Origin of the sequence: Methanohalophilus profundi (assembly GCF_004137855.1) — an archaeon.
Lineage (GTDB): Archaea > Halobacteriota > Methanosarcinia > Methanosarcinales > Methanosarcinaceae > Methanohalophilus > Methanohalophilus profundi.
The window spans coordinates 463,694-482,757 of the sequence record NZ_QBKB01000002.1; the positions used below are offsets into that span (position 1 = coordinate 463,694).

10 protein-coding genes, 2 tRNA genes, 2 rRNA genes and 4 pseudogenes are annotated in these 19,064 nt (G+C 44.1%); 7 read left to right on the plus strand and 11 right to left on the minus strand.

Translation table 11 applies throughout. The features are described from left to right. Nucleotides 1-93: 93 nt before the first annotated feature. From C9889_RS02405 to C9889_RS02415, 3 genes are all read right to left on the minus strand, one after another. Nucleotides 94-3,014, minus strand: a 23S ribosomal RNA gene (locus C9889_RS02405). 121 nt (nucleotides 3,015-3,135) lie between these two features. Next, nucleotides 3,136-3,208, minus strand: a tRNA-Ala gene (locus C9889_RS02410). 75 nt (nucleotides 3,209-3,283) lie between these two features. Continuing rightward, a 16S ribosomal RNA gene (locus C9889_RS02415) occupies nucleotides 3,284-4,758 on the minus strand. Together the 16S and 23S rRNA genes with 1 tRNA gene alongside form the textbook arrangement of a ribosomal RNA operon. Before the next feature lie 725 nt (nucleotides 4,759-5,483). Between C9889_RS02415 and C9889_RS02420 the strand changes: the two are divergent. The 5 genes and pseudogenes from C9889_RS02420 (at nucleotide 5,484) to C9889_RS02440 (ending at nucleotide 8,569) form a co-directional block, all read left to right on the plus strand. Next, a pseudogene (locus tag C9889_RS02420) lies at nucleotides 5,484-6,225 on the plus strand (serine protein kinase RIO). Between the two features lie 16 nt (nucleotides 6,226-6,241). Further along, nucleotides 6,242-6,779, plus strand: a pseudogene (locus C9889_RS02425) (KH domain-containing protein). 29 nt (nucleotides 6,780-6,808) lie between these two features. Further along, complete coding sequence (locus C9889_RS02430) at nucleotides 6,809-7,216, plus strand: fasciclin domain-containing protein (RefSeq protein WP_129596902.1); 408 nt, start codon at nucleotides 6,809-6,811, stop codon at nucleotides 7,214-7,216. Nucleotides 7,217-7,259: 43 nt separating this feature from the next. After that, nucleotides 7,260-7,676: a DUF1284 domain-containing protein gene (locus C9889_RS02435; RefSeq protein ID WP_129596904.1), complete on the plus strand. Its 417-nt coding sequence runs from the start codon at nucleotides 7,260-7,262 to the stop codon at nucleotides 7,674-7,676. Between the two features lie 95 nt (nucleotides 7,677-7,771). Then, the gene (locus tag C9889_RS02440; RefSeq protein ID WP_129596906.1) at nucleotides 7,772-8,569 is read left to right on the plus strand and encodes a mechanosensitive ion channel family protein; all 798 of its coding nucleotides are present in this window, start codon (nucleotides 7,772-7,774) and stop codon (nucleotides 8,567-8,569) included. A gap of 453 nt (nucleotides 8,570-9,022) precedes the next feature. On the opposite strand, the gene C9889_RS02445 is transcribed toward C9889_RS02440, so the two are convergent. The 3 genes and pseudogenes from C9889_RS02445 to hsdR all read right to left on the minus strand — a co-directional run bounded on the left by C9889_RS02445 (nucleotide 9,023) and on the right by hsdR (nucleotide 14,480). Continuing rightward, entirely contained in the window at nucleotides 9,023-10,693 is a 1,671-nt protein-coding gene (locus tag C9889_RS02445; RefSeq protein ID WP_129596909.1) for a restriction endonuclease subunit S, read from the minus strand. Further along, on the minus strand, nucleotides 10,690-12,141 hold the full coding sequence (locus C9889_RS02450) for a type I restriction-modification system subunit M (protein WP_129596911.1): 1,452 nt from the start codon (nucleotides 12,139-12,141) through the stop codon (nucleotides 10,690-10,692). Before C9889_RS02450 ends, C9889_RS02445 begins: the two co-directional genes overlap by 4 nt. 33 nt (nucleotides 12,142-12,174) lie before the next feature. Beyond that, nucleotides 12,175-14,480: pseudogene (gene hsdR, locus C9889_RS11400) on the minus strand (EcoAI/FtnUII family type I restriction enzme subunit R). Between the two features lie 106 nt (nucleotides 14,481-14,586). On the opposite strand from hsdR, the gene C9889_RS10020 reads away from it, so the two are divergent. Then, entirely contained in the window at nucleotides 14,587-14,742 is a 156-nt protein-coding gene (locus C9889_RS10020; protein ID WP_164999257.1) for a hypothetical protein, read from the plus strand. A 235-nt stretch (nucleotides 14,743-14,977) separates the two neighbouring features. Then, nucleotides 14,978-15,526, plus strand: coding sequence for a hypothetical protein (locus C9889_RS10025; RefSeq protein ID WP_164999258.1), 549 nt, complete (start codon nucleotides 14,978-14,980; stop codon nucleotides 15,524-15,526). 298 nt (nucleotides 15,527-15,824) lie between these two features. Here C9889_RS10025 and C9889_RS02465 read toward each other — a convergent pair. From C9889_RS02465 to C9889_RS02485, 5 genes and pseudogenes are all read right to left on the minus strand, one after another. Further along, nucleotides 15,825-15,896: transfer RNA gene (locus C9889_RS02465), tRNA-Thr, on the minus strand. Between the two features lie 65 nt (nucleotides 15,897-15,961). Then, nucleotides 15,962-16,955: pseudogene (locus tag C9889_RS11405) on the minus strand (class I SAM-dependent methyltransferase). A 4-nt stretch (nucleotides 16,956-16,959) separates the two neighbouring features. Continuing rightward, nucleotides 16,960-17,571: a LysE family transporter gene (locus C9889_RS02475; protein ID WP_129596915.1), complete on the minus strand. Its 612-nt coding sequence runs from the start codon at nucleotides 17,569-17,571 to the stop codon at nucleotides 16,960-16,962. A 49-nt stretch (nucleotides 17,572-17,620) separates the two neighbouring features. Further along, nucleotides 17,621-18,634: a transcription initiation factor IIB gene (locus C9889_RS02480; protein WP_072359502.1), complete on the minus strand. Its 1,014-nt coding sequence runs from the start codon at nucleotides 18,632-18,634 to the stop codon at nucleotides 17,621-17,623. 47 nt (nucleotides 18,635-18,681) lie between these two features. Then, nucleotides 18,682-18,942: an H/ACA ribonucleoprotein complex subunit GAR1 gene (locus C9889_RS02485; protein WP_164999259.1), complete on the minus strand. Its 261-nt coding sequence runs from the start codon at nucleotides 18,940-18,942 to the stop codon at nucleotides 18,682-18,684. Nucleotides 18,943-19,064 lie beyond the last annotated feature (122 nt).

The window sequence follows — 19,064 nt, forward strand, 5'->3', positions numbered from 1 at the left end:
GCGTATTCATATGACGCAACCGTCATAAACTTTGCGTTTCATCGGACCGTGTATTTATACATTACATACCTGATTTCGCCTGGAATAAGCAATTGGAAGCGGCACGGATTATTAGTAACCGCGGACTTAACACCTCGTTTCCTTAGTGCTTACATCCCGATCCTATTAAACCGGTCTTTTACCGGAATCCTTACAGTGGTCTCTTTTCAGGTTGGATTTCGAGCTTAGATGCTTTCAGCTCTTATTCTTTGGCGCGTAGCTGCTCGGCACTGCCTTGTCAGACAACCGATCGACCAGAGACGCCGTTGCCCTGTTCCTCTCGTACTAAAAGCAACTTACCTTCAGACCACATACACCTCTAGTAGATAGTAACCGACCTGTCTCACGACGGTCTAAACCCAGCTCACGATCTCCTTTAATAGGCGAACAACCTCACCCTTGGCCGCTGCTGCACGGCCAGGATGGAAAGAACCGACATCGAGGTAGCAAGCTGCCGGGTCGATATGTGCTCTTGCCGGCAACGACACAATTATCCCCGGGGTAACTTTTCTGTCAGCTTTAGCCCGCATCAAGCAGGACATAAAGGTTCGCTAGAACCGACTTTCGTCTCGCGATCCATTGCTATGCTAAATCGCGTCAGGCTGACTTATGCTCTTGCACTCTTCAGCAGGTTTCCGACCCACTTGAGTCAACCATTGCGCGCCCTTGATATCTTTTCAAGGGCGTCCCGCCCCAGGCAAACTGCCCACCTATCGGGGTCCTCCTTGCGGAGTTAGGGTCGCGACTTCAGAAGGGTAGTGTCCCATTGGTGGCTCCACCCATGCTGGCGCACGGGCTTCGATGCCTCCTACCTACACTGTACATCCGAAATCACAACCCAACGACAGGCTGCAGTAAAGCTCCACGGGGTCTTCACTTCCCCCTAGAGGTCTCTAGACTTTGCACTAGAATGTAAGCTTCACCGGATTCTGGCTAGGGACAGTAGAGCTCTCATTGATCCATTCATGCGAGTCGCCAATTAAGCGACAAGGTACTACGCTACCTTAAGAGGGTCATAGTTACCCCCGCCGTTTACGGGCCCTTCTTTCCGTTGGACCGAAGTTTCAGGTACCCGCACTGGGCAGGATTCAGAGATCGTACTAGCCCTTTCGGGTTTGCGATCTCCTATGTTGGTATTAGACAGTTAGAGCTCCCTGGTCACTGCGACCTGCCATCTTCATGGCAGGCACTCCTTCTCCCGAAGTTACGGAGCCAATTTGCCGAATTCCCTTAGCCAGATTAATTCCGACACGCCTTAGCCTTTTCAGCTAGGGGCACCAGTGTCAGATCTTGGTACGGTCGTTTAGCTTCCTTTTCACGGGTCCCGGGGTGCAGTTGACTTTCGCAATAACATATTCGCCCGCTTCTCGCCATTACGGCTCTCCACGGGTTTCGATGCTTAGACAGCGCGACAACGCTGCTCAACCTGCCCTGAGACGTTGGTTTTAATGCTAAACGGTACAGGAATATTAACCTGTTTCCCTTTTGGCGTACTCGAATTACGGTACGTCTTAGGACCGACTAACCCTCGGCTGACGATCATTGCCGAGGAAACCTGGCCCCTTCGGCGGTCAGGATTCTCACCTGACTATGCTGCTACTATTACCAGGATTTTCGTTTCCGTACGGTCCACAGGACTTCACAACCCTGCTTCTGCCCGAACGCAACGCCTTCCTACAAGATTACCTTTCGGTACTCCGTGGTATCGGTGGTCGACTTGAGCCCCGTCCATTTTCGGGGCCCCAGACCTCGACTGGTGGGCTGTTACGCACTCTTTAAAGGGTAGCTGCTTCTAAGCTAACCTTCCAGCTGTTTAGGGCCTGGGACACCCTTTATCTTTAACACTTAGTCGACACTTAGGGACCTTAACCACGGGCTGGGTTCTCTCCCTTACGGACTACAAGCTTACCCCAGTAGCCCGGACTCCAACTTTCTCAGACGACGGTAGTTTTGGAGTTTGACAGGGGAGCGAGGGATTTCTCCCCCGGGATCCCCAATCAGTGCTCTACACCACCGACTATCTCCGGTTAGGTCATGCTACGACATGTTTTGGAAGGAACCAGCTGATGCCGGGTTTGATTAGCCTTTCACTCCAAGACGCAGGTCACACGAACGATTTGCAGGTCAGTACCGCTTGCGGTCCTCCACGTAGCTTTCGCCACGCTTCAACCTGCCCACGCCTAGATCACCCGGCTTCGGGTCGTATTCCAATGACTCCACGCACTTGTATACGCCGCATCTTGTCCGAAGACTGCATGCTTGTTGCTTTCGCTTCGGCTCCCCTTTCGGTTAGCCTTCGCCATTGAAATACACTCCCTGGCCCGTTCTTCAAAACGTAAGATATGACATCGGCAACGAAACTCGTACAGCAGCCTCGCGACTGTTTCCTTCATTTCGCAGATCCTTTCATGCCATATCGTTCCATAACCAACAGGTTTCAGGCACTTTGAACCTCCCTTTTTGGGGTACTTTTCAGTTTTCGGTCACCCTACTAGTTCACTATCGGTCTCAAGAGATATTTAGTTTTGGAAGTTGATGCCTCCCGGGTTCCCGCGCGATATCCAACGCACGGTACTCTGGAACAATTCCAGATCCGCTCACTAATTCCTACGTGACTATCACACTCTGTGGTTTGACGTTCCAGTCAAATTCGGTCTCTGTGAGATGGGATCCTTGGAAAAGTCCTTCCACACCACATTTCCCTTCTGTTCCCAGAGGGATTCGGTTTGAACTGTGCCGTGTTCACTCGCCGTTACTAGCGGCATCTCTTCGATTTCTTTTCCGGTTCCTACTAAGATGTTTCAATTCGGAACGTTCCCGATCATTACTGATCGACCATTAAGGTCAAGAGGTCTCATTAGGAGATCCCCGGTTCATAGGCTTCATGCGCCTACCCGGGGCATATCGCAGCTTGACACGTCCTTCATCGGTCCTTGAGCCGAGCCATTCACCTGCTGGCATAAATGCCATTATCCGTTTGCTTACTCCAGTAAGCGTCAGGTATGCAACTTATACACGATCTCATCGTGCTCTCCTTGGTCAGAAAGAGCACATCCATCCTTCCCGGGCAAAATTACTTGCCTGGTGCATTAAATATGGACTTGCTGGGATTCGAACCCAGGGCCTCTGCCTTGCAAAGGCAGCGATCTTCCAACTGATCTACAAGCCCTTGGTTTCCCAACGATGTTGGATTATATGATTGCAATGACAGTTTTTCGGTTTCTGATCGAAAGTTTTTTTGCTTAGGAGGTGATCCAGCCGCAGATTCCCCTACGGCTACCTTGTTACGACTTAACCCCCCTTGCGAAATTTAGGTTCGAACGCAGCACTAAGTCCGCGCCCTCACCCATACCTCACTCGGGTGGTTTGACGGGCGGTGTGTGCAAGGAGCAGGGACGTATTCACCGCGCTATATTGAAACGCGATTACTACGGATTCCAGCTTCATGAGGGCGGGTTTCAGCCCTCAATTCGAACTACGGCTGGGTTTATGAGATTACCGTCACTTTTCAGTGTAGGAGCCCATTGTCCCAACCATTGTAGCCCGCGTGTCGCCCGGGAGATTCGGGGCATACTGACCTACCGTAGCCCGCACCTTCCTCCGATTTAGCATCGGCGGTCCCCACAGAGTACCCATCATCCCAAAGGATATGCTGGCAACAGTGGGCACGGGTCTCGCTCGTTGCCTGACTTAACAGGATGCTTCACAGTACGAACTGACGACGGCCATGCACCTCCTCTCAGCGATTCAGGTAAAGTCTTTAGCTTGACCTACATATTGCTGTCGCCCCCGGTGAGTTGTCCGGCGTTGAGTCCAATTAAACCGCAGGCTCCACCCGTTGTAGTGCTCCCCCGCCAATTCCTTTAAGTTTCAGCCTTGCGGCCGTACTTCCCAGGTGGCTCGCTTCACGGCTTCCCTGCGGCACCTGAAACGGTCGCACCATTCCAGACACCTAGCGAGCATCGTTTACGGCTGGGACTACCCGGGTATCTAATCCGGTTCGTGCCCCCAGCTTTCGTCCCTCACCGTCGGACCCGTTCTGGTAAGACGCCTTCGCCACTGGTGGTCCCACAGGGATTACAAGATTTCACTCCTACCCCTGTAGTACCTCTTACCTCTCCCGGTCCCAAGTCTAACAGTATCCCCCGGAAGCCTAACAGTTGAGCTGTCAGATTTCCCGGAAGACTGATTAAACCGGCTACGGACCCTTTAGACCCAATAATAGTGATTACCACTCGGGCCGCCGGTGTTACCGCGGCGGCTGGCACCGGTCTTGCCCGGCCCTTGCTATCACATGCTATTTACACATGTGGACAGCCAGCATTGTATGCTGGCACTCGGTGTCCCCTTATCGCGGTTTCCCGCAGTGTAAAGGTTTCGCGCCTGCTGCGCCCCGTAGGGCCTGGATTAATGTCTCAGAATCCATCTCCGGGCTCTTGCTCTCACAACCCGTACCCGTCGTCGGCTAGTAGGTACTCTAGACCCACTACAACCTGATAGGCCGCAGACCCATCCTTGGGCGACGGATCTTTAAATCACAAAGCATTCCAGCATATGTGATCTATTCAGAATTATCCCCAGTTTCCCGGGGTTATGCTGAACCCAAGGGCAGATTGTCCACGTGTTACTGAGCAGTCCGCTATGTTCACAAAGAACATTTAACTAGCATGGCTTAGTCGAACACCGATAGCAGTAACCTCTGGCAGGATCAACCAGAATTTTAATTATTTCTAGCACACCTTTTGAAGGTTAAAGGAAATTGTTGGCAGGGTACCTGTTAAACAACATGATGCTGATTAAAGGCCCTGCACAGTGAATTCTTAATACTAACGATCAGAATTCACCGAACTGCCATTGCGTGAGTCAGACAGAATTGTTATCTCCTGTCTCCATTAAAATGAAGGTGATTTACTCTCCCACACACGTTCTGTGAGGGAACTCATGAATATTGAGTTTGGTATATAAACCTTCTGATCCGGCAAGGCCGGAACAATTCACACGACAAACCAGCAAGGTTCGCGCATGAAACAGGTTATCAATCCTGTGCCATTCACAGGACACATATATACGCATTGAACGTATATAAGCATTGCATTATCACTTTCCACCGAACAAACAGGCATCAAGCAGTTGCAAGCATTGTATGCTACATCTGCACCCATTCATTGAGCGGGACTCCTACATGTGCCCACTGATATTAATAGTTATCGTGCAAACAAATATTGAAATGAAATGTTGAGAACAGCAAAAAACAAATCATCCATAAATGGAACGCATAAATAGCATGAAGAACCTATCAAGCTGGCATATTTCAAAACAAAAAAACGAAGATCCCACAAAAAAATATTGCAAGAGCAAATCCCGGGAAATATATATTGAAAAGATGTGGCAGCATGGAAAAAGAATCAAAAGACATACGAAAACTTGACACTGATGTTGACAAAATGCGCATCAGACGCAAAGACAGTGAGCACCTGAAAGTAAAAGAAAATGTATTTGATGAAGCCACCCTCAAAGCTCTTTATGACCTAGCAAGAAAAGGCGTGATAGAAAGTCTCGGCGGATCAATCAGCACCGGCAAGGAAGCAAACGTATTCCTTGCAGAAGGCAAAGACAAAAACATAGCCCTCAAAATATACCGCATATCTTCAAGCACCTTTAAGTCCATGGATGAATATATACGAGGAGACCCACGTTTTAGCAATATACGCCACAAGAAAAAAAGATATCATATTTGCATGGACAAAAAAAGAGTACCGCAATCTTATGCGTGCCAGAGAATGCGGCATAGCTGCCCCTAGGCCAATAGATACCCACAAAAACATACTTGCCATGGAATTTATCGGAGAAGGAGACAAACCCTACCCTCTTCTAAAGGAAGTAAAACTTAGTGAACAATCTGCACAAACAATTTTTGGGACAATTATACATTACCTCGAAATACTTTATAATGAAGCCAAACTAGTACATGGAGACCTTAGCGAATACAATATTTTGCTCGATCCATCTACCCTTGAACCATATCTCATAGACATGGGGCAATCTGTAACACTGGAGCATCCATCGGCAAATGACTTTCTAAAACGAGATATCAGAAACCTTGCCCGCCACTTCAAGAAATACGGCATACAATCCGACGAAGAAGAACTTTTAAGGATTATTACCGAAAAACAAAGAGACAAGTAAACACAGGTTGAAAATCATGACGCATTTAAAAATACCAAAAGATAGAATTGGTGCAATCATCGGGCCAAAAGGCCAGACTAAAAAAATTCATAGAAGAAAAATCATCTTCACAACTCAACATCGACAGTGAAAATGGGAGCGTGGAAGTCATACAGGGAGATGACCCCGTAGGAACCCTCAGAGCCATCGAAACAATCAAAGCCATTGGAAGAGGATTCAACCCTGAAAAAACAATACCTATGCTGGATGATGATCTGCTGATGTTAGAGGTTATTGATCTTTCAAAATATGCATCTACAAATAAGGAAATGACTCGCCTAAAGGGGAGGATTATAGGCAAAGGAGGAAAAACCCGAGAAATTGCTGAAAACCTAATCGGAGTGAAAATCTCAATCTATGGAAAAACAGTCAGTTTCATAGGATACCCGGAGCAAATCCAGATTATGAGAACTGCAATTGAAATGCTCATAGAAGGAGCAAATCATGGACCCGTGTACAGTTTCCTCGAAAAGAAACACAAAGAGTTGATGCAAGCCCAGCTGGATTCCTATTAATCATACAAAATTAGCCATAGGAGAAAAGAATGGAATCAAAGGATCTTATCCAAACCGCAAAGGACATGGGAGAATTCCCCACCCTTTTAAAAGCAGCCAGAGCACTCGACCTTATGGAAAAGTATTCCACAAAAGGGCCTTTCACCATTTTTGCGCCAGTGGAAAGTGCTTTTGAACCCATTCCTGATTCAGTGATAGACGATGCCTTCGAAGATCTTGATTACCTTAGAGATATTATTAGTTACCATATAGTAGAAGGAAAATACAGCAGCGAAGACCTCCGCGAAAATACCACATTGACTACGACAGGAGGTAACAAATTGAGGTTGAGGGAAAGTGACGGGAAAATATTCGTGGAAAACACGCCAATCCTTAAACCTGATATCGAATGCAGCAATGGCATCATACATTCCATAGGAGACATTCTCGTACCCTGAATAGTACTCATTTTACATTAACTTTCTTAGATGTGGATGAAAAATGCTAATCCGGGCACACCATATATTTTGCATCCAGGGCTTCATCGGGAAGGGTTATTCTGAAGAATTTATAGAGAACATGGAAAACATTATTGAAAGACTAAACATCTGCGATCTCCTGATAGAGGTCACAAATGCTCCGGATTGTATTTGCACAGCCTGCCCCAGACTGAAAATCATTGATGCGCAAAGCACAAATGATAAAATAAGTCTTATTGGTTGTGAAGTTGAAACGAAAGTCAAAATGCTCGACAGAAAAGTAGCCGATTCTCTTGGAATTGATTTTGGAAAACATTACCTGTACAGCGAAATTCTTAAAAAACTGAAATATATCGATGAAGAAAAATTCGATAATATTTGTTCTGAATGCCAATGGTACAGTCTCGGCTACTGCAAAAAAAGAATTATTGGCATATAATGCAAAACATACCTTGAAGTCCAAGTAACATCTGTTTTATATACCTATGCCCCCATTTTCTTTGTAGAGTTAAAAATTGATTCAAGGAGGATAGAATGGCAGAAATGTTTCAATTCAACAACCTTACAGTATGGGACATCGGGGCGGCCCTGATAGTACTGGTTGCAGGCTATATCATTGCCCGCATCCTGACAGGAATGTTTAAAGACAGCATCTCCAGAACAAAATTACCTTCACTTGTAATTGACTTCCTGACAAGATTTTTCAGCATTCTTCTCTACGTTATTGTAATCCTTGCCACGTTGTCCACATTGAATTTTGATGTTGGACCTGTAGTTCTGGGATTGTCAGCAGTGATTGGATTGATCCTTGGATTCGGGATGCAGGATACACTCACAAATCTGGGGGCAGGAATATGGATTGCTGCACTTCGCCCCATAGATAAAAATGAATACGTAGAAATAAACGGCATCTCAGGAACTGTTTCGGGCATTGGGATTATGGCTACTGAACTTCTTGCACCAGATAACAAATTCATCACCATCCCTAATAAACTTGTATGGGGAAACCCGATAATCAATGCAACACGCCTGCCCACCAGAAGGGTAAGTGTTGACGTAGGAATAAGTTACAGTTCCAATATAGACAGAGCCATTGAAATTGCCATTGAAACAATGAAATCCCACAGCAAAGTATTGCCAGACCCTGCCCCTGCAGTAATGACAACCGAACTTGCAGGTTCCTCCGTAAACCTGCAGCTTCGTGCCTGGACAAAAACAGAGGATTTCTGGAATGTAAAGAAAGAACTTACAGAAAATATATTTAAAGCATACAGAGAACTTGGAATTGAGATTCCATTCCCACAACTGGATGTTCATCTTGAAAAAGAGTAATGGCATCCAATATTTTTTTTATTACTCTTGCATAGAATATCCAGTGATAACAATATTGTCATGGAGGTCTTATTTTACTTCTCAATCACCGCCCACATATCCGGGGCCTTCTGCGGAACCTTCATAACTACCAATCCGTTAGTTTCTGGTAGTTTTTGGTAATTACTGGTTCGTTTTTAATTTTGCTTGAAATAAGTTGCACCATCCAACTTTTTCATCAAAAATAATATGAAACTCAATATATCAAGACATTCATCCTTATCAATAGGCCATAAATGAGCCGGTTGCATGCCCTCGAATCAAAACACACATGCTCGAAAGTATTTTTCAACCCCGGCCATGAAAAGGATGAGGAAATTGCCCGTATAAAAGGGAACACCCTCATGCAGACGTGCTGGTGATTGAAGTAAGGAGAGCAAAATCCAGATATCACAAGTATTGAAAGTAGCCCCTTTATTCTCCGACCTTCTCTATAACCTCTGCGAAACTCCGGGCCACCTCTTCAGAGTGCTTGATGTTTGCTTCCAACCTATCGCATAATGCCAGAAGTCTGTCTACCTCTTCCACAATGCGGTGTTGTTTGGCAAGAGGTGGAAGAGGAATGAGCATATTCAATAAGGTATCTTGGCGAATTCCCTTGACGGTCATACCAGTTCCGCTTATTGATAAGGAGTTATATAAATTATAAAAATAATCCATGTCGATATTTTGGGATGAATATAAAGCTTTCAAATCTTGGTTGATTGCCACAGGTATTTGATTTATACTTATTTTTCCCAGTCCCATACGTGTACATATAATAATGTTATTTTCTATAATCAAATTACTACTACTCTCATTCAGCCCTTCTTCAGTAATTGTATCTATTGTTGAACTAAGATATTTTCCACAATTGAGGTCTTTTACACTCGCCCACGCAATTTCACCGTTCCAGTAATTTGGATTACGCTTGCTAGGGGTGCCACCGCCTTTTATCTTTAAAACAACATCCCCCATCCGTGCCCATTCCCACCCCTGCGGCAATTCATAAGGCACCTCATCCTCTTCAATTGGTGGCAACTCCTTCTGCCTTTTAAGTTTGCCTTCCTTTTGGAGCCTCTTTTTCTCTTCCTCAATCCTCTCCAGCAACACCTCAGCAGGCTCATCATTCGGGTCCTGTTCCACAAGCCTGCCCTGAACCGCCAGTTGCAGTACTGCCTCCCGGAGTTTCTTTACAGTTTCCTGTTTTGTGTATAGAAGGTCGAAGTTATCCCTGATGTAGGCCCAGATACGGTTGAATTCTGCCTCTTTGTCCGGTTGTTGCAGTTTGGACAGAGCCCCGTTATTCATGCAGATATGAACTTCACTGCGCTTCTGTTGCTTCCTCTCCAGTTCATCGCACATGTTCATGAGCTTGTCAACTTTGGCAACGATTCGGTGTTGTTCGGCGATAGGGGGAAGAGGTACCAATCCTTTCAGTAATTTTGAATCATTGATTGCTGGATATGCCATCCCAATCATTTGACTTTCAACATATTTTGTAAATTGCAAACTCTTCAGATAATAGTAAAGATATTTGTTATAAATAGTGGAATAAGGATGAAGTATTGCAAAAGCTGTGCTTACTATCATTTCAGGTTCGGTCTTTTTGTCGATGATTGCAATATTCAATAGATATGGTCGAACTGTGGAATAAATCACAGTATTCTCAGAAACCAATTTCCTTGCCCTAGAAGGAGCATTCTCAGGCTCTAAAATATTGTCAGTCGAAGCGATTGTCCCTTTTTTATTATCAATCGAGGAGACATCGATATAAATAAATCTCTTATCGGGTTTCTTCTGACCCAAATTGTGGGTGATACTTCCTAATCTTTTCCATTCCCACCCCTGCGGCACTTCATAAGGCACTTCATCCTCATCAATCGGTGGCAACTTCTTCTGCCTTTTGAGTTTGCCTTCCTTTTGGAGTCTCTTTTTCTCCTCGGCAATCCTATCCAGCAATACAGACGCAGGTTCATCATCTGGATTCTGGGAAACAAGTTTACCACGTACTGCAAGCTGCAGTATCATCTGCCTAAGTGCATTGATTCCACCGGGTGCTTCAATTAGTGTAGCGAAGTTCTGAGAGAGCAGGTCAGAATTCATTGATGATTACTCTCCAGAGCCTGAATGAGTTCATCTTTCAGAAGAGTGCGTGTTTCCTCAATTTCCGAGGTGAGGGAATTATATTTTTCCAATAATTCCTCCGGGTCGCCGTGGTTCTCTTCAACCGTGTGGGGATTCTTGATATCGAGATTGTAATTGTTCTTGCGTATGTCCTCCACAGGAACCTTCCAGGCATGTTCGTTTTCCTCACGGTTTTCCCACCATTCCTTTTCAGGTTTAAACTCTTCTATGCGTATGGGTTTGGTTTTGGAATACGATTTATAACCTTCAGGGTAGGGATGCTCATAATACCATACTTCTTCTGTGGGTTTTCCTTTCGTGAAAAAGAGCAGATTGGTACGGATGCCTGTGTAGGGATTGAAAACACCGTTTGGCAGCCTGACAATCGTATGCAGGTTGCATTCATCGACTAATTTCTCTTTGATACGGGTCTTCACACCCTCTCCAAATAGAGTACCATCAGGCAGCACTATAGCACATTTACCACCATCATTGAGGATTTTCATTATCAGAACCAAAAACAGGTCTGCCGTCTCACGTGTCTGGAATTTTGTAGGGAAATTCTGCTCGACACCATCTTCTTCCTGACCACCGAATGGCGGATTGGTAACCACCACATCCACCTTGTCCTTTGGGGTGTAATCCCTCAGAGGACGTGCAAGGGAATTATCCCTGCGGATATTGGAAGGCACCCCAATACCATGCAATAGCATATTTGTTGTACACAAAAGGTGTGGCATTGGCTTTTTCTCCACACCGAACAGACAATTATGCAGAAGTTGTTCATCTTCAATTGAATTGACATAATTATTCCTGACATGCTCGATGACATTTGTCAGGAAACCACCCGTTCCACATGCAGGATCCATAATTCTATCTCCAAGTTGTGGATTGGTCATCTGCACCATGAACTGTGTAACGGCCCTGGGTGTATAGTATTCTCCCGCATTTCCGGCACTCTGCAAATCCTTCAGAATCTTCTCATAGATATCATTGAAGGTATGCCGGTCATTGGACCGATTAAAATCAATCTCATTAATCTTATTGATAACCTGACGCATCAGGGTTCCGGACTTCATGTAATTATAGGAATCCTCAAAAACAGACCTTATTACAATACTCAGGTCGTCATCTTCTGTCCTGGGTTGTAGTTCTTTAAGTTTCCTGAAAACCTCCTCATTCACAAAATCCAGAAGTTCATCGCCAGTGATTCCCTCATCATTACTGGCCCAGTTTCTCCAGCGAAGTTTTTCGGGCATAGGGGATACATAATCATCCCGCATTAACTCGGTCTCTTTTTCCCGGTCATCGAGTATCTTTAAAAAAAGCATCCACCCGAGCTGGCTTATCCGCTGTGCATCTCCATCCACACCAGCGTCTTTACGCATGATATCCTGTACGCCCTTAATAACCGTGCCAATTGACATAACAACAACCTTCACATTACAGAGATATGAGAATTAGACTTCTGCCTCATAAATCTGTGCTTCCAGATCCTTCAGGGCATCCTTGTATCCCTGTTTACCACCGAAATAATCCAGTATCTCAAAAGGAGTGCCCATATTGTCAAAAGGTCTCAGCCTCAGGACCTCCATGTTCTCAATATTTTCAATTCCCTCATCTGCATACTTATCGAGCATAGCACTGAGTACCTTGCGTGCATTATCTCCGTATTTGGCAAAGTAATCACTTTTACGCACCTTCTCAGCCCTCTCTCTGCGGCTTAATGGAGGTTTATCAAAGGCCACATGACAGATAAGGTCAAAAGCATCCATTTCCTTGCCAATCTGTTTTTCAAGTTCATCGAAAAGCACGCCTTCCTCTTCCAGTTCCTCGATAATCTGCTGTTTTCTCTCAGCCTCACTCCATTCATTAAGGAACTCGTCTATTGTACCATATTGCTGTGCTACAGTTTTTCGTGTATAATCCTTCAGGGATTCAGTAACCAGTTTCCCGCTCTGGTCATAGTATTGAATTCTTTCTGCAAGGACCTCAACCGATACATCCCCAACCACATATTTGTGGCTTTTCTGCTTCTCCTGTGACTGTCCACTTTTACTTCCATATCCACCTGGCATCTCAAAGGTAGATTCCTCAATGGGTTCACCATCAAACTCGGGGTCGGCAAACAATTCTGTAGCCTTGCGGAAATCCATTATAGTGAAGAAATATTTATTGAAGTCCTCATTAATTCTGGTTCCTCTGCCTATTATCTGCTTGAACTCTGTCATGGATTGGATACGCTTGTCGAGAACAATCAATTTACAAGTCTGCACATCGACACCCGTATTCAGCAATTTTGAAGTAGTCGCAATCACCGGATACGTGTTTTCCGGGATAATAAAGTCATCCAGATTCGCTGCAGCATAAGGTTCATCCCCTGTTATTCTTACTACATACTTGCATTCTCAGCAATGAGGTCAGCATTTTCATTCACAAGTGCCTGACGCATTCTTTCCGCATGGTCTATATCCTCACAGAATACTATGGTCTTGCTGAATCGGTCAGTCTTTTTAAGGAAACTGGAAACGTTTTTGGCAACCTGTTTGACCCTCTCTTCCAGTACCAAACTGCGGTCAAAATCCTTCTGATTATATATCCTGTCCTCAATCTCATAACCATACCTGTCAATCTGGCCCCTTTCAGGTCGCCACCCTTCCAGATCTCTATCAAAATCAATCCTTCTCACCCTGTAAGGGGCAAGAAAACCATCCTCTATCCCCTGTTTCAGTGAATAGGTATAGATTGGCTCGCCAAAATAATCAATGTTAGAAATTTCCCTGCTTTCTTTTGGCGTAGCAGTGAGACCTATCTGAGTAGCCGATGAAAAATATTCCAGAATCTCACGCCATGCTGAATTCTCAGCAGCACTACCTCTGTGACACTCATCCACAACAACAAGGTCAAAAAAGTCCGGAGAAAACTGTTTATAAATATTTTTATCTTCCTCATTACCCGTTACAGCCTGATAAAGGGAAAGATAAATTTCATAGGACTTATCCACCTCACGGTTTTTTATCTTGGTCATGGCTGACTCGAAAGGTTTGAAATCATTGGTTTTGGCCTGGTCCACAAGGATGTTGCGGTCAGCAAGGAAGAGAATACGCTTCATGGTCTTGGATTTCCATAACCTCCATATAATCTGAAAAGCTGTATAGGTCTTCCCGGTTCCTGTGGCCATCACGAGTAAAAGACGGTCCTGCCCCTTAGCAACAGATTCAACGACCCGATTAATTGCATTTATCTGGTAGTAACGAGGGGTTTTACCTGCAAAAGACGGGTAGTAATCCTGATTGACAATTTGTTTTTGATGTTCTTCCTCAATCCCTTTCCATTTGCAATATTTTTCCCAGATATCATGAGGATTTGGGAAGGAATCAAGGGGAATTTCCCTTTCAATCTGCCCAGAATTAAGGGATCTGTCATGTTCAAGGAAAGCATCACCATTGCTGCTATAAACAAACGGCACATCAAGCATCTCTGCATATTCAAGTGCTTGCTGCATGCCGTCTCCTACACCATGTTTATTATTTTTTGCCTCGACAACAGCTACAGGGATATTAGGTTTGTAATAAAGAATATAGTCAGCCCACTTAGGATTGGCACGACGGACTCCCTCCCTACTGACAAGAACCCGACCCTTTGTGATGTACACTTCTTCCCTTATTTGAGAAGTCCTGTTCCATCCGGCCCCTTCAATTGCTGGAGATATAAAGATGCGACATATATCCCTCTCACTTAATTGCTGCTTCTCAGCGAAGTCCATCCATATACTCCTGTAGGTTTACTATAAGTAAAAGCACAATTGAATTATAATGAATTGATATAAATATTTTCATATGGTATTGTGTGATTACAATAGGAGAATAATTATGGATGAAGATAAATCAGTTAAAGTCACTAATGTTGAAACAGGTAAAACCAAGTCTTACACCTTGCCAAAACACGATAAAACAAGCCAAACAACATCTTTAATATATGCTATTGAATCTTTCATGCAAGGCATTATTTATAAAGAATGTAGGTAACTATTCAGCCTGGTGAAAACATAATCATCCGGCATTGTCCTCAATTCCTTATGAGTAAATTTCTTTAGAGTTATTAATTTTGATTGTTGCAACCGATTGCTTTTTTTGTTTTTGAACTATTAGCGAACAAACATCTCTGTTTCAACGAAATCAGCATCACTGGGCCGATTATGGCAGGCTGAATAGTTACGAATGTAGAAACAATTTAATTTCAACAGAAGAATAGGTTGACAAGTTGCGATATTTTGATTACACTGCTTCAATCTTTACAAGAATTCGAATTTTGAATATTCTAAAGAATGATTTTCTTTCTGTTATTAAGGATGTAATAAGAGACCATGAAGATTATGAAGGATTTCCAGTTCCAAACACAAGTTCTCTCAAGTTAATGTTGATATATAAACAATATCTTGATACCATTTATAATATAATGGAAAACGTTTCTCGATTTAATTGCTTTTACTTGCAAAAAGACATGAGTCAAAATTTCACAGAGCAATGCAAAAAAAATAAAGAAAATAAATATTCCATTCCTGAAAGATATAGAAATATTATTAAATGGGATTTGGAGTGGTATCAGGAAGTTCATTTAATTCGAAGTAATATGAATCATTTTTTAATAGGAGATTATGATGTCAAAAGAACAGAAAAAGGGCAGTGGATTTTCAAATATGAAAATATAAATAAGTCTAAGCGTGGGCCACATGTTGATAAAACACATTCTATTGAAAGAAATATGCTTGAAGACATTGAAGAATTTCAAAATTCATTTTTCAATTTTTAAGAAAAACTTTTTATTGTGTATTTAGACAAAGCGGGAAAGGAAACGAAGGCTCATTTTTTAAAATATACTGCAGATGGAATAAATATCCATGAAATGAATTTCATACAGTATGTTAATCAAGAAAAAGGGTTAATCGTAGAAAGTTGGGATTGAATCTTTGTGGTGAACGAAAAATCCTATATATTCATCAGTAAGGTGCTATTAGCAAAATAGTGTTGCCAAAAAGTGGAAAGAAGATTATATTAAAGACATTTCACAAATGTCTCACTTCAAGAGGGATTTACACCTTGGGATAATAAGCCGTCGGGGGGATTCGAACCCCCGGCCTGCTGATTACGAATCAGCCGCTATACCACTAAGCCACGACGGCACACAGAGGCGTATCCAGATACGGATCTTAGGATTTAACCATTTCGCTATTTTGCCTGAATAATATCAATTGATCCGCATATCAATACATACATTGTACTGATGCGGGGCATACGAACGGACCGAGCGGGTCTCCAGTACTTCAAATTCCCTGCCTGCTTTTTTTGCAGCCTCCTCGATCAGGCAAAGAGAGGGACCAAAAAGATCATCATCATGCGCCATTGCGTAATAATGGATAACACCTCCGGGTTTTGTCAGGGCCACGGCCTCATTGACAAAATCGCAGGCATTGTGAGGCAAATTCATGATAACATGGTCTGCTACCTGACCCAGCCTCTGCGGAAGGTCACGGGCGTCTGCCACGAAGGCTTCAATGTTATCCAGGCGGTTGAGTTCGATGTTTTTTGCAGGTACTCAACCGCTTGCGGGTTTTTATCAATTGAATACACATAACCACATTTTTTGGCCGCCGGGATACTGTATGGACCCACCCCTGCAAACATATCCACAACTACATCATCCGGTTTCAACTGCAAATCACACGTTGTCTTTCTGTAGAAAGCCTGGGAGTAAAATAAACCTTCGCGACATCCACCAGATACCTGTATCCATGATCCCGGTGCATCGTTTCAGTCCTGTTTTCTCCGGCAACCAGCCTGAAACTGCGTACCCGAAATTCTCCTGTGATCCCTGATTCCTCCTGTAAAACCACACGCAGACTCTTTCGAAATTCCAGAAGGGCCCGGGCAACCTTTTCAGGTTCCTCTTCATCGCCGTCAAGAATTGCAATATCTCCCACTATTTCAAAAGAGGGAGAAAACCCAAGTAAACTTTCGGGAGTGATCTGTTTCTTATTGGGTTGCAGCTCATGTTTGACCAGTTCTGCCGCATGGGGAAGATTTGAACAGACATCTTCCGGACACTCGTCCATGACAGGCACATACAGACAGTCATCATCCGCAGACAGCCTGTATGAATTATCCAGTAAATCCATCTGCGCCAGTGCCTGCCTGACAGGCTCACCAAATCGTTTTTTCACTTTCACACACAAACGTTCCATTAAATCACCCAAAAGCAAACCAGGTACCAAATCCCATCAGGAAAAACCCGCAGCATGCAAGGACACCGCGATATACAGGTCCCGAAAAGAAACTTCTCGTCTTGCTAAGAGATGTGGAAACAAAGGTAAACCATCCAAGGTCAGCCATCCAGTGTCCGACTACAAACATCACAGCAGCAAATATACCAATTTCCATTCCCCGGAGCACAAGTGCACTTCCTGCAGCCAGCCACCATATCCAGAAATAAGGATTGGAAGCCGAAGTTAGTATACCTGCAGAAACAGGGTTTGCCAGAACTCCACCAGCTAATCCTGAATCAATAGATGTATTCCGGGAATGTATTATCGTAAGTAAACCAAATCCAACAAGTACCAGACCTCCTACAAAGGATATAACGGACATTTCCGTGTCCCCGATAAGCGATGTAAGGCCCAGCACAATAAGAATACAAATTAAAAGTTCAATCAAAGCATGGCCAAGGACAACCTCAGGTCCTGCCCTCCATCCTTTTTTCAAAGACCCTTCAATGGTGGCAAAAAGCATCGGGCCTGGCACAAGCGCTCCTGTAAGACCTACTGCGAATCCCACAAAAAGCATGTCCAGTATTGCAAGCATGGATAGGAAAGAAAAGAAGTTGAAGGATTTTAAAATTATCCTTCCAATCTCAGAGAATTATCTCGATATCGAGTTCCTCTGCAAGTTCCTTGTAACGGTTACGAATGGTAACCTCTGTCACACCTGCCACGTCTGCAACCTCACGCTGTGTGCGGCGTTCCCCACACAGGATGGAGGCAATATAGATAGCCGCAGCAGCAACACCTGTAGGCCCACGTCCGCTTGTTAGTTCTTTCTCCGATGCCTGCCTCAGGATTTCTACACCTCGGGATTGTACCTCGCCTTTCAGGCTTAGGCCCGAACAGAACCTTGGCACGTAATCTATCGGGGAAGTAGGCATTAGTTTGAGGGACAATTCCCTTGAAATGAAACGGTATGTCCTGCCAATCTCTTTCCTGCTGACCCTGGATACCTCTCCAATCTCATCCAGTGTCCGTGGAACACTGCACTGCCTGCATGCCGCATACAGAGCAGCTGCGGCAACCCCTTCAATACTGCGACCACGAATCAGGTTCTTGTCAACCGCTTTTCTGTAAACAACAGCTGCTGTTTCACGAACCGTCCTGGGAAGACCAAGGGCTGAGGCCATCCTGTCAAGTTCTGAAAGAGCAAATGCCAGGTTTCGTTCAGTTGCATTACTTACACGGATACGCCTCTGCCATTTCCTCAAACGATACAGTTGGGCACGATTCTTGGATGATATGGACTTTCCATAAGAATCACGGTTCCTCCAATCGATCATTGTGGAGAGACCCTTATCATGTATTGTGTAGGTCATCGGCGCACCCACACGGGAGCGTTTCATCCTCTGGTCATGGTCAAAAGCCCGCCATTCAGGTCCTTCATCTACGAAATCAGCATCAACTACTAAACCACAATCCGCACATACAAGTTCTGCACGTTCATAATCCTGTTCAAGATTGCGGCTACCACACTCAGGGCACTCAAGTGCCTTATTCTCTACATCAGTATTCTTTTCTTTCTCACGACGCGCTTTTATCATAGCACGCATTTTTTCTCGTTCGGAAGTGTCTGAATACCTTACCCTTTCAACTTCTACCATGTATTGGACCTCTGATTAAAATCACGGAATAAAAACGTAAACATTAATTATTTGACATACACCTTTTCTCGAATCCAGCTTTTTATCTTCGAATCTGGTACGTCACTAAAAATTTTGACTACAACATAAGGCCGGGAAGCCGGCCCTATTATATCGGAAACTTTGCCAATTCTTGCAACTTTCTTGTCCAGAACTGCCGACCCTTTCCGGGGCAATTCCTTTATATTGCAATAAGACATATTTTCGGAGCCTTTAACTATAAGTTTCCTGCCACCTATCAGGTGGTATACTACTCCAAGTCTTTTCATATGCATTGTCCATTATATAAGGTAATTTGGAAGTATAAATAGATTAAATTGATTGCATATAAATGTATCGCAACACCTTTAATAGAAACATATACAATTCCCGGGAACAAAACGATAATTAA